Source organism: Acuticoccus sediminis, assembly GCF_003258595.1.
In the GTDB taxonomy this organism is placed as follows: Bacteria; Pseudomonadota; Alphaproteobacteria; order Rhizobiales; family Amorphaceae; genus Acuticoccus; species Acuticoccus sediminis.
Genome location: NZ_QHHQ01000003.1, coordinates 246,700 through 262,582, shown reverse-complemented (window position 1 = coordinate 262,582; position 15,883 = coordinate 246,700). Strand labels below are relative to the sequence as shown.

Here is a 15,883-nt window from a genome sequence, read left to right as displayed (position 1 = left end):
GAAGGATAGGCCGATGTTCAAGTCGCTGTTCAAATGGAGCCCCTCCGCGAAGAACGGGGGCGAACTTCCCAAGCCGGTACGCGGCGGGATGGAGGAGCTCGTCGGGGTCGAGCTGGAGGGGGACCGCATCCCGCTCGCAGCGCTGCACGCGCAGTTCGACACGGTGGGCCAGAAGCGCCGCGTCGACAACTCGCGCACCGCGGCCATGGTGAAGGTCACGCACGTTCCCCACCAGGGCTGAGGGCGTCGAGCCCGGCACGCCGGGCTGAAACGGGCTTTGCTGGCACCCGCGGCGGCCGGGCGGGCCGTCCCCCGGGCAGGCCGGGACGGCGGGCCGGCGGAGGGGGCAGCCGAAAATGTACGCATGCGACGGGGTTGCGCTTCGGCTGCGAACAGACGAGTGAGTGCGGCGAATACTGGGACAGTCTCGCGCTTCGGGCACGAACCGGCTATGAGGCGCCCCAATCAACCTCACGTCGGACCGTCATGCACCTCCTTGAAGAGCTCAAATCTCGCGTCATCGCCATCGTGGAGGCGGAAGGCTTGCGCGACGGGCTCGAGCGAATCGCGATCGAGACGCCGCGCGACCCCTCGCATGGCGACCTGTCGACCAACGCCGCCATGGTGCTGGCGAAGGCCGCCAAGCGCAATCCGCGCCAGCTCGGCGAGCTGATCGCCGGGAAGCTCGCCGAGGATCCGCTCGTGGCGGAGACGACCGTCGCGGGTCCGGGGTTCGTGAACATCCGCATCTCCGACCAGGCCGCCGCCGCCGTGATCCACTCGGCGCTCGACGGCGAGCGGTTCACCACGCTCGCCCGGACGCCGGCGCCGCAGCGGGTGAACGTGGAGTACGTCTCCGCCAACCCGACCGGGCCGCTCCACGTCGGCCACGCGCGCGGCGCGGTGGTGGGCGACGCGCTCGCCTCCATCCTGGCGTTGCGCGGGCACGAGGTGACGCGCGAGTACTACATCAACGACGCCGGCGCGCAGGTGGATGTCCTCGCCCGGTCCGCGTACCTGCGCTACCTCGAGGCGCTCGGCGAGACCATCGAGATCCCCTCCGGCCTCTATCCCGGGGACTATCTCGTCCCCGTCGGCGAGGCGCTGAAGGCCGAGCACGGCGACGCGCTGAAAGCGATGGACGAGGCCGAGTGGCTCCCGGTCGTCCGCGCCAAGGCGATCGCCATGATGATGGACGCCGTGCGGGACGACCTCGCGGTGCTCCACATCGGCCACGACGTCTTCTTCTCCGAGCGCAGCCTGCAGACGCCGGAGGACATCGTCGCCAAGACCATCGACCGGCTGGAGGGCGACGGCCTCATCTACGAGGGCGTCCTGCCGCGGCCGAAGGGCGCCGCCGAGGACTGGGAGGACCGCGAGCAGACGCTCTTCCGGTCCACCCGGTACGGCGACGACGTCGACCGGGCGCTGAAGAAGTCGGATGGCACGTACACCTACTTCGCGTCGGACATCGCCTACCACGCCAACAAGATCGACCGCGGCTTCGACCGGCTGATCGACGTGCTGGGCGCCGACCACGGCGGCTACGTGCGGCGGATGACGGCTGCGGTGGCCGCGCTCAGCCAGACGCGGGTGACGCTCGACTGCCTGCTGTGCCAGCTCGTCAAGCTCTATCGGGGCGGCGAACCGGTGAAGATGTCGAAGCGGTCAGGTGACTTTGTCACGCTGCGGGATGTTGTGGACGAAGTCGGTACCGATGCCGTCCGCTTCATGATGCTCTACCGCAAATCCGATGCGCCGCTCGACTTTGACTTTGTCAAAGTTACCGAGCAGAGCCGGGATAATCCTGTCTTCTACGTGCAGTATGCGCATGCCCGGTGCGCGTCGGCGAAGCGTCAGGCGGTTGACGCGTTTGACGAATCGGTGCTGGAAGGGCTCGACGGCGTCGATCTTACGGTGCTGAACGATTCCGGTGAACGCACGATTGCCATACTATTGGCGCAGTGGCCGCAGCTATTGGCGAATGCTGCGGACGCCGCGGAGCCGCATCGGGTGGCATTCTACCTGAACGATCTCGCCTCGGCCTTGCATGCGCAATGGAACAGGGGCAAGGATATAGCGGCGCTACGGTTCGTTAATACGGAGTCGAGAGATTTAACTCGGGCGCGACTCGCCCTAGTCGAAGCGGTACGCTCGGTCATTGGGCAGGGCCTCTCTGCACTCGGTGTGAGCGCTCCGGAAGAAATGCGGTAACCGTCCCGCCAAGGGAACCATTCGGATCCTCGCTGACGGTGATGGTAAGTTTGAGTGGCGGCGAGCGATGAACGGTCCGACGCGATCTTCGGCCTTCGAACGACACGGTCCCGTCGGGACCGGAAGCCACAAGTCCGCCGACATTTATGACGAGCTGGACCAATTCGTCGATTCCGAGCCCGCGGTGTGGGGGCCGGGACAGCGCCCCGCATCGCAAGGGGCCGGCCCCGACCCGCGCTTCGACAACGGCCCGCAGCAGGACCGTGGGGACGACGACGGCGCCGACGCCTACCTCGACGAAGCCGACCGGGACGACGGCGGCCTGACGTACGACGACGCGCCGGACGAGTACCATCCGCAGCCGGGCTTCGCCCGCTCGCCGGCCGCGCCGGAGCCTGAGCCCGCGCCGGGATTCAGCGCCGGGGCCGCCGACCGCCGGTCGAAGTTCACCCAGCGCCTCAACGAGGAACTGTCGCGCCCGACGCCTCGGCCGGAGCCGAAGGCCGAGCTGCCGGCCGCCCGTCCGCAGCCGTCGGTTCCCCAGCCGTCGTTTCCTCACGCGGCGGTTCCGCAGGCCCCGCGCAAGCCCTCCGAGGAGCTGCGGGCCCGCGAGGACGCCCGGATCCGCGAGGAGCTGAGGACCGGCATCTCCGCCGCCTCCCGCGCCTCGCTGCCGAGCCGCGGCCTCAAGCGCTCCCCGCCGGGTACCGCCGCGCCCGCGGCCCCGTCCGCCCCGATCGCGCCCGACTGGAAGCGCGAGCGGACGGATGCGCCCGCCGCGTCCGGCGCCAACCTTCCGGCGGTCACGAGCAAGCCCTCTCCGTCCGACGAGCCGCCGGCCGACGCGCTGGACTGGGAGCTAGGCAACGCCATCGGCGAAATCATCGCCGGGCACGCCCAGGCGGCCCGCAATCAGGCCGCGAGCGGACCGACCGCCGTCCCGCCGCTTTCCATCCCCCATTTCGAGGCGCCGGACTTCGGCGCCGAGGAGCACGACACGGCCGAAAACCCTCCGGCGGAGCCCGAGGCTGCGCCCCGGATCGCCCCGCCCGCCGACGCGCCTGCCGCCACGCCCTCAGACGCGCCCATGCCCATGCCCACGCCCACGCCCACGGTGGCCGCGGCACGGCCGGTGCTGCCGCCGCCGTCCCCGACGCCCGCGCCGGTCCCGGTGGCCGCCCGCGCGGTGGAACCCGATGCCGAGGACGCGCCCCACGTGGACGTTCCCGAGGACGAGGTGCCGTTCAGGTCGGTCGAGGAGGAGATCGGCGAGGCGCTCGCGCTCGGCAACGACACCGCCCCGGAGCCCGCCGCGCCGCAGGCTTCGCCGCGCAGCCGCGCGACGCCCATCGCCGCGGACATTCCGCTCGCCGCCGCCCGTTCGGCCACTCACCGCGAACTGGGACCGCCGCCGGTGGCACCGGCGACCGTGCCGATCAATCCGCAGCTCGACCTCTCCGGCAAGCGCGTCAAGCCGATCCCCTCGTTCCGCTTCCAGCGCCGCGAGGAGCAGGCGGAGGCGTTCCCCGCCGCGCCGCCGGACCTCGACGACCCGCTCGCCTCTGTCTTCATGTCCGACGCGCGCAGCGCGCTGGCCTCGACGCGCCCGGGCGCCAAGCGCGAGTACACCGACTACGCCGACGACGACGCGTACGAGGATTTCGAGGACGACGAGTTCGAGTTCGACGACGACGACCTCGACGACGAGCTGCCGCCCTCGCTGGTGCGGGCCTCGCACCCCGTCCGGTCGCGCAAGCGCCGTGTCAGGCGCGGCGCGGTCGTCGCCGCCGTGAGCGTCGCGGCGGTCGTCGTCGCCGGGATCGTGGGCTTCAACGTCTTCGCCGGGTCGGACGGCCGCTCGGGCTCGCCCCCCGTGATCCACGCCGACGCGCGGGATGTGAAGACCCGCCCGGAGGACGAGGGCTCGACCGCGCGGCCCGAGATCGACGAGCGTGTCGCGCTGGGCGACAACGACCGGCTCGTCGTGCCGGACCCGGTGCGGATCGGACCGCAGGAGGCCCCGCCGGCCCCGTCCACCGAGACCGAGACGCGCAGCGTGCGCACCGTCGTCGTGCGTCCGGACGGCACCATCGTGCCGACGCAGGCGAGGGGGAGCGGCGCGTCGAGGTCGACGCCGTCCTACGAGGCGCCCGCGGCGGCCCCGCCGGCCGGCGGAGGGACCGACGCGCACACGGCGGACACCACCAGCCTCGGCGAGACCACGGCGGCTGCGGCGCGGCCGGCCGAACCGCTGTCCGCAACCCGTCCCGAAGCCAGCGTGACCAGCACGCCGATGGATTCCACCTACGAGGACAACGCCGCCGAATCGGACGAGAGCTTCGGCGAGGTCGACGGCACGGATCTCGCCGCGCTCGACGCCGCCGTGACGCCCCGGCCGCGTCCCGCGCCGCCCAACCGGTCGAGCGCGAGCCAGCGGACAAGCGTCGCCGCGCCGGCCGCGAGCACCGCCACCACCGTCGCGGCGGCGCCCGCACAGGAGCCGGCCGCTGCCGCCACCGCACCCGCGTCCTCCACCTCGCTTCCCTGGGGCGTGCAGGTCGCGTCGCGGCGCGACATGGCCTCGGCCGAGGCCTCGTTCCGGGACCTGCAGCGCCGCTTCCCGTCGGTCCTCGGCAACTCGCACCCGTCGATCGTCGCGGCGACGGTCGGTGACCGCGGGATGTTCTACCGGGTGCGCGTCGGCGCCTCGTCCTATGCCGAGGCCAACCAGCTCTGCAGCCGCCTGAAAAGCGCCGGTGGCGACTGCTTCGTGGGGCGCAACTGAACCGATGACGTCACCCCTGATCGTAGGCCTCTGCGGCACCCGTCTCACGGCGGACGAGGCCGCCTTCCTCGCCGAGGCGCGCCCGCTGGGCCTCATCCTCTTCCGCCGCAACATCGGCTCGCGCGAGGAGATCGTCCGCCTCGTCGAGGATGCGCGCGCCGCCTCCGGCGCGAGGCTCGTCCTGATCGACCAGGAAGGCGGGCGAGTGCAGCGCATCGGCCCGCCGCTCGCCGAGCGGTACCCGCCCGCACGGTCGATCGGCGCGCTCTACGCCCGCGACGCCGAGGCGGGGGCCCGCGCGGCATGGCTCGCCGGGCACCTCATAGCCGCCGACCTCCTGCCGCTGGGGATCAACACGCCGTGCCTGCCGGTGGCCGACGTCCCCGTGCCGGGCGCCCACGACGTCATCGGCGACCGCGCCTATGCCGAGGAGCCGGACGCCGTCGCACGACTGGCCGGCGCCGCGATGGACGGTGTGCTGGCGGCGGGTGCGCTCCCGGTGGTCAAGCACGTGCCCGGCCACGGCCGCGCCTGCGCCGACAGCCACTTCAGCCTCCCGGTCGTCGACGCCCCGCGCGACGCGCTGGAGCGGGACTTCGCGCCCTTCCGCGCCCTCGCGGCGGCGCCGCTCGGGATGACCGCGCACGTCGTCTACAACGCGCTCGACACCGACCTCCCGGCGACGCTGTCACCTACGGTGCTCGACCTCATCCGCCGCGACATCGGCTTCGACGGCCTCCTCATGACGGACGACATCTCGATGGGGGCGCTGACCGGCGACATCGGCGCCAACGCGCGCGCGTCCCTCGTAGCCGGCTGCGACTGCGTGCTGCACTGCAACGGCGACATGGACGAGATGACCGCAGTCGCCGGTGCCCTCGGCCCGATCGGGCCGGATGCCGCGCGCCGCCTCGATGCCGCGCACGCGGCGCTCGGCGCCGGTCCGGGCGATGTTACGGCCTTGCGCGAGGAGTTTCACAGCCTGGTCGGGGCGGTGGCGTGAGCGGGGTGGATCCCTTCGAGGATCCGGCACCGGCCCATCGCCAGCCGGTCCAGCTCGACCTCTTCCATGTCGACCTGAACGGCTACGAGGGGCCGCTCGACATGCTGCTGGACCTTGCCCGACGCAACCAGATCGACCTCACGAAGATCGCCATCCTGCCGCTCGCCGAGCAGTATCTGGCGTTCATCCAGCAGGCCAAGGCGCTGCGGATCGAGCTGGCGGCGGACTATCTCGTGATGGCGGCGTGGCTCGCCTACCTGAAAAGCCGCCTCATCGCTCCGGACCCGGACGACGGGGAAGCCGACGGTGAGGAGCTCGCCGAGGACCTCGCCTTCCGCCTGCGCCGCCTGGAGGCGATGCGCGAGGCGGCGGACCACCTGTTCGCGCGGCCGCGCCTCGGCCGCGACCTCTTCGCCCGCGGCATGCCGGAAGGGCCGATCGTCACCACCGAGCGCGTCTTCAAGGGCTCGCTCTACGATCTCCTGTCCGCCTACGGCGCGGTGCGACAGGACGAGATCGTGCGGACGATGACGATGGAGAAGCGCCCGGTCTTCTCGCTGGTGGACGCCCGCAGGATCATGGAACGGATGGTCGGCCACAATGCCGAGTGGCTGCCGCTGACGGCGCTGGTGGCGGCGATGCCAGGGCACGAGAGCCGGCGAGCGGTCATCGCGTCGACCTTCGGCGCGGCCTTGGAGATGGCGCGCGAGGGGCGTATCTCGGTGCGGCAAACGAGGCCGTTCGCGCCGCTCTACGTGAAGGGGAACCCCAATGGCTGAACCGGTTCGCCTCTTCGCCGACGCCGGCCATTCGGAAACGATCCGCGCGCTGGAGGCGATCCTGTTCGCCGCCGCGACGCCGATGTCGGAGGCGGCCCTCCTGGAGCGCCTGCCGGAAGAGAACGACATCCGCGCCTCGCTGCGCCAGCTCCAGACCATCTACGCCAACCGGGGCGTCAATCTGGTGGAGGTGGCGGACGGCTGGGCCTTCCGCACCGCACCGGACCTTGCCCACCTTCTGGCCGCAGAGCGCACCACGGAGCGGCGCCTGTCGCGCGCGGCGATGGAGACGCTCGCCATCATCGCCTACCACCAGCCGGTGACGCGCGCCGAGATCGAGGAGGTCCGCGGCGTCGCCGTCGCCAAGGGCACGCTCGACATCCTGCTGGAATCCGGTTGGGTCCGGATGCGCGGGCGCCGCCGCGTTCCCGGCCGTCCGGTCACGTTCGGCACCACGCCCGGCTTCCTCGACGCGTTCTCGCTCGCCTCGATCACCGACCTTCCCGGTCTCGACGACCTGCAGGGCTCCGGCCTTCTGGAAGGGACCCCGCCGTCCGGCTTCACCGTCCCCGTCCCGCGCGACGACGACCGCCTCGACGACGACGAGGACCCGCTGGAGGACGAGGGCATGGACCCCGGCGACGGCGACCTCGGCGAGGACGGTGCCGAGGCCGGTGAAACCTCGGACGGCGGCGAGGGCGGGAGCGATCGGACCAAGGCCGACCATGACGCCTGACGCCGGCGCCGCTGTGACCCTCGAGAAGACCCGGACGGCCGCACCGCTCCCCCTCAGCCTGGAGCAGATCGAGTTTTCCATCGGCAACAGGGCGATCCTGCGCAACGTGTCGCTGCAGATCCGGCCGCGGGAGGTGGTCTGCCTGCTCGGCGCGTCGGGGTGCGGCAAGACGACACTCCTGCGCGTCGCGGCGGGGATCGAGCGGCAGTCGAAGGGCCGTGTGGTGGTCGGCGGCCGCGTCGTCGCCGACGCGGAGGTGTTCCTGCCGCCGGAGGCGCGACGGCTCGGATTCGTCTTCCAGGACCTCGCCCTCTTTCCGCATATGCGGATCGGCGAAAACGTTGCCTACGGACTGTCGGGCGTTCGCCGGGCGGAAGCGCTGAAGCGGGCGAGCGTCGCGCTGGAGCAGGTGGGGCTCGCCGGCTACGACCGGGCCTATCCGCACCAGCTCTCCGGGGGCCAGCAGCAGCGCGTGGCGCTGGCGAGGGCGCTCCTGCCGGCGCCGAGCGTCGTCCTCTTCGACGAGCCCTTCACCGCGCTCGACCGCACATTGCGCGCCTCGGTCCGCGAGGACGTGCTCTCGGTGCTGCGCGCCCGGGAGGCGACGGCCGTCATCGTCACGCACGACCCCGAGGAGGCGCTCGCCATGGCCGACCGCATCGCCCTGATGCGCGCCGGCCAGATCGTCCAGACCGGAACGCCGGAGGAAATCTGGCGCTGGCCCATCGACCTCGCCGCGGCCCGCGTCTTCTCCACCGTCAACGCCTTCCATGCCCGCGTGGTGGGCGGCGTGGCCGAGACGCCGGTCGGGCGTGTCCCCGTCGGCCAGCGGCCGGACGGCGAGCTCCTGACGATCGCCTTCCGCCCCGAAGCGCTGCGCGTCTACCCCACCGACCGCGAGGCGGGGGTGGAGGTCGCCGTGGAGCGGCGGCGCTTCTACGGCACGCACGTCGAACTGCTGGCCCACGTCGGGGACGTCGGCCTCACGCTGCAGGCCGATCCGTATCAGGTGCCGCACGCCGACACGGTGCGCCTGGTCCCCGATCTTCGGCAAGCCATTGTGCTCGAAGGCCATCAATGAATGGTGGCAACGTCCTTCACGGCGCGCTATAGGTGCGGTTCGGCGAAGTCGCCGGTGCGCGGACCGTTCGGACCTCCATTGGAGTGATGACCTGCCGCGGTGCGCCGATGGCCGACAAGCCCTATTTATGGACGACGTTGCGTCAGTGCGCAGCCGCGGTGCGGCGAACACAAGGGAAGTGACCCATGGGTATCAGTATCTGGCAGGTTCTCATCATCGCTATCGTGCTCGTGCTCCTGTTCGGGCGCGGCAAGATCTCCGATCTGATGGGCGATGTTGCCAAGGGCATCAAGAGCTTCAAGAAGGGCATGGCCGACGATGACGAGGAGACTCGCACCATCGATCACAGCCCCTCGCAGACGGTGTCGAGTAAGGAACAAGAGCGCCACAACGCCTGATCGCTGTTTGAGCCGTGTTTGATATTGGCTGGTCAGAGATCCTCGTCGTCGCGGTGATCGCGATCATCGTCGTCGGTCCGAAGGAACTGCCGGGAATGTTGCGGGCGTTCGGTAAGACCTTTGGTCAGGTCCGCCGGACGGCGCGAGAGTTCCAGAATACCTTCAACGACGCACTTCGTGAGGCGGAGCGGCAGGCGAACCTCGAGGATGTCCGCAAGGACATCGAGAGCGTGCGCGCGCTCGACCCGACGAAGACGCTGCGCAAGTCCCTCGACGACACCAAAAAGCAGCTTTCCGGAAAGATCGACACCGGGACGACGGGCAGCAGCGCGGCGTCCAAGGAAGGTGCGCCGGCGGTGTCCGACGTCGTGCCGCTCAAGAACCCCGACCCCGCCGCGACCGACGCGCCGCGGCCCCAGCCGGCGGTCGAGACCCCGCCCGCCGCGGGGAGCGACGGTGCGGCAAGCGCGGCCCCGGCGGCCGAGACGCCGTCCACGGGCGGCGGTGACGGTGAAGCGCGGCGGACGGCCGCTGCAGGGGGAGAGCGTTGACCCACGAGGATATCGAGGCCTCCAAGGCCCCGTTGATCGAACACCTGATCGAGCTGCGGTCGCGGCTGATCAAGTCGATCATCGCGATCGGGATCGCGTTCATCGTCTGCTTCTATTTCGCCAACGACATCTTCAACATCCTCGTCTGGCCGTTCGAGCGGGCGGCAGGGGCGGAGCGCGAGATCCGTCTGATCTACACCGCGCCGCAGGAGTACTTCTTCACCCAGCTCCAGCTCGCGCTGTTCGGCGCGCTGTTCCTGGCGTTCCCGGTGATCGCGGTGCAGGTGTACATGTTCGTGGCGCCCGGCCTCTACCACAACGAGCGGGGCGCGTTCCGGCCGTTCCTGATCGCGACGCCCATCCTGTTCGCCCTGGGCGCGGCGCTCGTCTACTTCGTGGTGATGCCGCTCGCGATGAGCTTCTTCCTGTCGATGGAGCAGCCGGCGGACGGACACGGCGCGGCGATCGAGATGTTGCCGCAGACATCGCGATACCTGGGGCTCATCATGCTCCTGATCTTCGCGTTCGGCATCGTCTTCCAGACGCCGGTGATCCTGTCGCTGCTCGGCAAGGCCGGCCTCGTCACGGCGGCGGACCTGCGCAAGAAGCGCAAGTACGCCATCGTGGTGGTGTTCATTCTCGCCGCGGTGCTGACCCCGCCGGACCCGATCAGCCAGATCGGCCTCGCCGTGCCGGGCCTCCTCCTCTACGAGATATCGATTCTCTGCGTCCGGCGGATCGAAAAGAACCGCGCGAAGCGCGAGGCGGAAGAGGCCGCCGCCGAAGGCTGACGACCACCCGGGGTATCGGCGTTCACAGGCCGGTACCCGATCCACGATCGAACGCCCGAACCGGCATGCCGCGGTCTATTCCGCGGCATGTAGCGTTTCAACCGGATCCGTCGGTCTGACACTCAGGCCTCCCGGCTGCAGGGAGCCTGGCGCTTCGGGTACCGTCCTGAGTGACCTGACGCTCTCGAGCAGCGCCGCGACATGCGGCTTTGCGCTCGCGTCCACGGGTCGGTCTTCCAGCAGGCGGATGATGGGCCGCCAGTGGATCGTCGGACGGATCTTCCCGGACCTCAGCTTGTCGGCGATCACCAGCGCCTTCTCGTCCGTCAGATTGAACCCGAACTCGCTCGGTTCGAACCCCTCCGCCTCGATCGCCAGCAGGGTCCGCGCACACTTCTCGCACGTGCAGCAATTGCCGAAGTCCCTGGACTGCCAGCAGACGCGGAGTTCGACGTCGATGCCGCGCCGCTTGGAGCGCCGGCAGATCGCATGCACCTTGTCCTGGCGCATCGCGTAGAAGTCGTGATGCTCGATGACGGTGCCGGAATAGCGCAGGAAACCGTCGATCGTCGGCCAGGACGCGCACTTGGTGTCCGGCGGGCTGAAGACGGAGTGCGTCGAGCCGATCACCACCCGCTGGATCCCGTGGAGCCACGCGACAGGCGCAGCGTGCCCGAGAAGTCCGATCCCGTGCTGAAAACCGTGCCACCAGCTCGTGCCCCCCGCATCCCGGGCGATGGCGCTGAGGCTGCGATAGTCGAGGAACGAGCGAAAGGTGGTCTTCGCGGTGGAGTAGGCCAGTCGGTTGCGGTCGGCGAAGGTGCGGTGCGAACGGTCCATCGCCGCCCACTTCTCGGCCTGCTTGAAGAAGACGTCCGACCCCCAGATCGTGAACAGGTGCGGTGATTTCCCGATCTTCGAAATCACGGAAAACGTGGCGTCCACCCCGCCCGAGTAGAACACCAGCGGACTGCCGCCGCGCTGGGGCAGTGGATTCGTGGTCACCTTGCCGGGAACGAGCTCGCCGTCGAATTTCAAGTCGGGGTGATACATCCCCGTGTAGCCGCGCCGGACGCCCTCGAGGCTCTGCAGGAAGGCAGCGTCGACGTCGGGAACGGTGACCCGCGCCCCGTAGACCCAGGCGATGGGCATGATGTTCGCCAGCGCCGGGATAATCGCAATACTCGGCGGAACGGCTGAAACATCCTCATCGTATTCGACGAAGAAGGTCGGGTCATGTCCGTTGACGTCGCCGAACCATGTCGGATTTTTGTCGATGTGGAAGGCTTCGCGAACCGGGCCCGTCACTTCTATCTGATAGACAATCTTTCTCTGATCAATGGACAGTCCAATATTGATTTCACTTGACATTTCCAACCTGTATTCGCCGAATCCTGCAATCTCGATTCGATCCAGCCCCTTCAAACAAGGGGTTATTTGTCGACCATCGCCCGACAAAGGAAAATATTTTCCGTATAGTTCAATCCTCTAACTCGATGCGATAGCCATCAGGCGAACCGATAACGTATCAACTTGAAATTGGTAGCCCGGTTTCACTCGCAACATACCGCACGGACTGTCGAGTGCATTTGATCCAGATCACGATCAACGCAGTGCTCTGCTTGGTCGCGTACCTGCCGCATGGTGCCGCCTCGAGACACAAAAAAGGGCCCTCCGGGTGGGGGCCCTTTTCGCAGGATCGGGTGGGGTGCGTCAGAGTGCCTTGGCGGCCTCCAGCACCTTCTCGGCATGGCCCGGGACCTTTACCTTGCGCCATGCCCTGGCAACCTTGCCGTCCTTGTCGATCAGGAAGGTGGACCGCTCGACGCCCATATATTTGCGACCATACATGGATTTCTCGACCCACACGCCGAACGCCTCGGCGACCGACTTGTCGACGTCGGCCCCGAGCGCAAACGTCAGTTCGTGCTTGGCCTTGAAGGAATCGTGGCTCGCCACCGGGTCGGGCGAAATCCCGATGATGGCGATGCCCGCGGCTTCGAACTCTCCGGCCAACTCGTTGAAAGCGATGGCCTCTTTCGTGCACCCGGACGTATTGTCCTTGGGGTAGAAGTAGACGACCACCGGACGGCCGCTATAGGCCGACAGCGAAATTTCGCTTCCGTTATCACCTGGAAGGGTAAAGTTGGGCGCTTGAGCGCCTTCATCGATCGTGGTCATGGGCATCCGTTCGGTTCGGTCCTGTTGCCGTCATAGAGTTCCATCTGAGTAAAGGTAGATGCGGCTACCCGAGTTGCCCGGTCCGATCCCCGCTTTCCTCCCCCGATCGTTGCCGATCGGCGGTTTGGCGCGGCGTATGCCCCGGGCCCGGCTCATCGCCATCGTCGCACTCTCCGCGCTCGTCATCGCCATCGTCCGGATCACTGTCGCACCGATTTCGATCCCGATCACGGGAATGCTGGAGCGGATCGCGATGGAGCGGATGGGGGCTGAGCTTTCCATCGGTCGCGTCGGGGTCCGCCTCGGGGCCGGGCTCCTCGTTCTTTCGATCGAGGACCTGCGCCTCCGGGCGCCGCACCTGTCGGCAACGGTCGACAGCATCAAGGTCGAGCAGCACTTCGGTGGACGCGTCGTCAAGGTGAACGGCGGCGCGATGCAGATCGACCCGTCCGGCGAGCGCGACGGGCCGCCGGCGCTGCCCAGGCCGGGCGACGCCCTCGCCATGCTCGACAAGGGCCTCGCCGGCCTGAGGGCGGCGCTGCTGGAGCAGGGCGTGAAGCGCGTCACGATGACGGACGGGCGGATCGACCTCATCGCCGCAGGACGCCCGATCAACGAAGCGCGGGTGTTCCAGGACGTCGGCGCATCGGTGAGGGCGAGCGACGAGGGGCTGAAGGTGACCGCCGGCGCGGTCGGGGGCAGCGGCCCGATCGCCGTCAATCTCGACTTCGAGAAGCAGCCCGCCGGCAATGCCTTCGAACTTTCCGTCGAGGGTCTCGTCCCGCGCGACCTGGCGCGGATGCCGCCGCTGCAGAAAGGCTTCGTCCTCGCCGTCAACATGTCCGCCTCGGTGCCGGCCGACGAGCCGCCGAAGGCCCGGGCCACCATCGGCATCTCGGGCGGCACCATCGTCATGCGCAATGACCCGCCCCGGCAGTTCGACGGCGGGCGCATCGACCTCGCGCTGGCGCCGGACGGCAACACCATCGAGGTCCTTCCGTCGGAATTCCGCGCCGGCATGTCGACCCTGACCCTCGCCGGCGACATCACCGCCGGCGCCGCGCCGCAGGATCCCTGGACCTTCTCCCTGAACGCGCCCTACGCGCTCCTGCATTCGGCCGACCTCGAGAAGACGCCGGTAGACCTCACCGGCGCGACGCTCACCGGCCGGATCGACATGGCCGAAGGCGTCATCGCCGTCGACGCCTTCCACGCCGACACCGAGACCGGCCGCGCGGACGCGGTATTCTCCGTCGACATCCACGAGGGCAAGCCGTGGTTCGCGATGGCGGCGCAGATCGGCCAGTCCTCCATCAACACGCTCCTCGGCGCCTGGCCGACGATCGCCGCCTACGAACCGCGCAAGGCGATCGCCAACGTGGTGAAGGGCGGCATCGTCAAGCGCGGCGACGTCATGCTCGCCTTCACGCCGCTGGAGATGGACCCCGACCCGCAGACCCACTCGGACCTCGAGGGGACGCTCGCGATCGACTTCGAGTTCCTCGACACGACCCTGACGACGCCGGAGCTGCCGGTGGCGATCCAGCGGGCCCACGGCGCGCTCAGGATGCGCGACCGGGTGCTCTCGGTGCGCATCGACGGGGGCGAGATCACGACCGACGGTCACGGCACGCTGAAGGTGCTGGAGGGTGCGTTCACGATCCCCGAGCTCGCCGCGCGCCCGGCGGAGGCGAGCATCAGCGCCACGGTCGAGGGCCCGCTCTCCGCCGTCGTCGCGCTCGCCCACACCCTCGACCTGTCGGAGATCAAGAAGACGCCGCTGCAGCCGGACGACGTCACCGGCACAGTGCGGGCCAAGGTCGCGATGCGCACGCCGCTCAAGGACAACGTGCCGATGGAGGAGCGGCAGTGGTCCATCGACGCGCAGCTGAGCGGGGCGGGGACCACGGTCGCCGTCGGCGGGCAGCGGTTCAGCGACGCCGACGTCGAGGTGCTGGTCAACTCCCGCCGTCTCGCCGCCCGGGGCAAGGCGACCATCGACGGCATCCGCGTGGACGTGAACTACTCGGAGGTGTTCCGCGGCAGCAAGACCGGCGCGGCGCGGTTCGTGCTGACCGACCGCGACCGACGCGAGCGCGGGTTCGACACGGGCACCGCGCTGACCGGACCTGTCGTCGTGACGGTGGAGGCGGGCGAGGACGACGAGAAGTCGTTCTCCGTCGACCTCGCCCAGGCGGCGATCGACCTGCCGGGCTTCACCAAGAAGAAGGGCGGACCGCTGCAGGCGAACGGGTTTTTCTCCGGCGCCGGCGCCAACATCAACGTGGACGAACTGCGCCTCGAAGGCTCCGGAGCCTCGCTTCAGGGGTCGATGGCCCTCGCCGGCGGCGGTCTCGCCCGGGCCGACTTCGAGAACGTCGCCCTCAGCCAGGGCGACAAGGCGGACGTGAAGATCCGCCGCGACGGCGTCGGCTACAACATCGACATCAGCGCCTCCGTGTTCGACGCGCGGCGGCTGATCCACTCGGCGATGTCCAATGACGGCGATGCCGCCAAGCCGAAGCCGAAATCGAACCAGAGCGGACCGCCGGTTGTCGCCAGCGCGACCGCCACACGGCTGCGCCTGTCGGAGGACACCTACGCGACCGACGTCGCGATCAGCGCCTCGCACACGGGGAAATCGCTCTCGCGGCTCTCGGTGTCGGGGCGGCTCGACGGCATCAACGCCGGCTCCTTCGCAGCCCGCGTGGCGCCCGGCGACAACGGATCCCGCGACATCCAGGTGGACATCACCGAGCTGGGCCGGATGCTGGGCGCGGTCGACGTCTACGAGCGCATGCGCGGCGGGCGGACGCGGATGACCGCGCAGATGACCCCGGACGGGGCGATGGTCGGCCGCGTCGTGGTCGAGGACTTCTCGCTGACCGACGAGACGACGCTGGAGGCGATCATCCAGCGCACCCAGGAGCGCGCCCGGCGCAGCGGCGGCGCGGGTTCACCGACGGCGCTCAGCGTGCCGGAGGGCAACGCGATGACCTTCGACCGCCTTACCATCGACTTCGACAAGCGGGGCGACACGGTCACGATCCGGGAGGCGGTATTGCGGGGGCCGGTGATCGGCGGGACCGCCGACGGGGTGATCGACCTCGGCACCAAGACGATGCGGCTCAACGGCACGTTCATCCCGGCCTACGGGGTCAACAACCTGTTCGGCCGCGTGCCGGTGCTGGGGCAGATCCTGGGCGGGGGCGACCAGGGCGGACTGATCGGCGTCACGTTCCGCTTCGCGGGTCCGCTCGACAAGCCGGCGCTGACGCTGAACCCGCTGTCAGCGGTCGCGCCGGGGATCTTCCGGAAGATCTTCGAGTACCGCTGACGCCGACGAAACCCAGCCGGCCGGCAA

Annotated in this window: 13 protein-coding genes; 11 read left to right on the top strand and 2 right to left on the bottom strand. The window is 69.4% G+C overall.

Annotated elements, in window-relative coordinates:
* Positions 1–13 precede the first annotated feature (13 nt).
* From DLJ53_RS15445 to tatC, 10 genes are all read left to right on the top strand, one after another.
* On the top strand, positions 14–241 hold the full coding sequence (locus tag DLJ53_RS15445; RefSeq protein WP_111346767.1) for a hypothetical protein: 228 nt from the start codon (positions 14–16) through the stop codon (positions 239–241).
* A gap of 245 nt (positions 242–486) precedes the next feature.
* Entirely contained in the window at positions 487–2,214 is a 1,728-nt protein-coding gene (argS, locus tag DLJ53_RS15440) for an arginine--tRNA ligase (RefSeq protein ID WP_111346765.1), read from the top strand.
* A gap of 67 nt (positions 2,215–2,281) precedes the next feature.
* Positions 2,282–4,999: an SPOR domain-containing protein gene (locus DLJ53_RS15435; RefSeq protein WP_111346763.1), complete on the top strand. Its 2,718-nt coding sequence runs from the start codon at positions 2,282–2,284 to the stop codon at positions 4,997–4,999.
* 4 nt (positions 5,000–5,003) lie between these two features.
* Positions 5,004–6,002, top strand: coding sequence for a beta-N-acetylhexosaminidase (gene nagZ / locus DLJ53_RS15430; RefSeq protein ID WP_111346761.1), 999 nt, complete (start codon positions 5,004–5,006; stop codon positions 6,000–6,002).
* Positions 5,999–6,781, top strand: coding sequence for a segregation and condensation protein A (locus tag DLJ53_RS15425; protein ID WP_146619970.1), 783 nt, complete (start codon positions 5,999–6,001; stop codon positions 6,779–6,781). The genes nagZ and DLJ53_RS15425 overlap by 4 nt, the downstream gene beginning before the upstream one ends.
* Positions 6,774–7,517, top strand: a complete 744-nt coding sequence (scpB, locus tag DLJ53_RS15420) for an SMC-Scp complex subunit ScpB (RefSeq protein WP_111346757.1) — start codon at positions 6,774–6,776, stop codon at positions 7,515–7,517. The genes DLJ53_RS15425 and scpB overlap by 8 nt, the downstream gene beginning before the upstream one ends.
* Complete coding sequence (locus tag DLJ53_RS15415; RefSeq protein ID WP_111346755.1) at positions 7,507–8,598, top strand: ABC transporter ATP-binding protein; 1,092 nt, start codon at positions 7,507–7,509, stop codon at positions 8,596–8,598. Before scpB ends, DLJ53_RS15415 begins: the two co-directional genes overlap by 11 nt.
* Before the next feature lie 185 nt (positions 8,599–8,783).
* Positions 8,784–8,996: a twin-arginine translocase TatA/TatE family subunit gene (locus DLJ53_RS15410; RefSeq protein WP_111346753.1), complete on the top strand. Its 213-nt coding sequence runs from the start codon at positions 8,784–8,786 to the stop codon at positions 8,994–8,996.
* A 14-nt stretch (positions 8,997–9,010) separates the two neighbouring features.
* Entirely contained in the window at positions 9,011–9,547 is a 537-nt protein-coding gene (tatB, locus tag DLJ53_RS15405) for a Sec-independent protein translocase protein TatB (RefSeq protein WP_111346751.1), read from the top strand.
* A complete protein-coding gene (tatC, locus tag DLJ53_RS15400) occupies positions 9,544–10,338 on the top strand; it encodes a twin-arginine translocase subunit TatC (protein WP_111346749.1) in 795 nt (264 codons plus the stop codon). Before tatB ends, tatC begins: the two co-directional genes overlap by 4 nt.
* A 75-nt stretch (positions 10,339–10,413) precedes the next feature.
* Here the strand turns inward: tatC and DLJ53_RS15395 are convergent, their stop codons facing one another.
* Positions 10,414–11,763 (bottom strand): hypothetical protein, encoded by a 1,350-nt coding sequence (locus DLJ53_RS15395; RefSeq protein ID WP_146619969.1) that lies wholly within the window; start codon positions 11,761–11,763, stop codon positions 10,414–10,416.
* A gap of 288 nt (positions 11,764–12,051) precedes the next feature.
* Positions 12,052–12,519, bottom strand: a complete 468-nt coding sequence (bcp, locus tag DLJ53_RS15390) for a thioredoxin-dependent thiol peroxidase (RefSeq protein ID WP_111347805.1) — start codon at positions 12,517–12,519, stop codon at positions 12,052–12,054.
* A 136-nt stretch (positions 12,520–12,655) separates the two neighbouring features.
* Between bcp and DLJ53_RS15385 the strand changes: the two genes are divergently transcribed.
* Complete coding sequence (locus DLJ53_RS15385; protein ID WP_111346745.1) at positions 12,656–15,856, top strand: AsmA-like C-terminal region-containing protein; 3,201 nt, start codon at positions 12,656–12,658, stop codon at positions 15,854–15,856.
* The last annotated feature ends 27 nt before the right edge of the window (positions 15,857–15,883 follow it).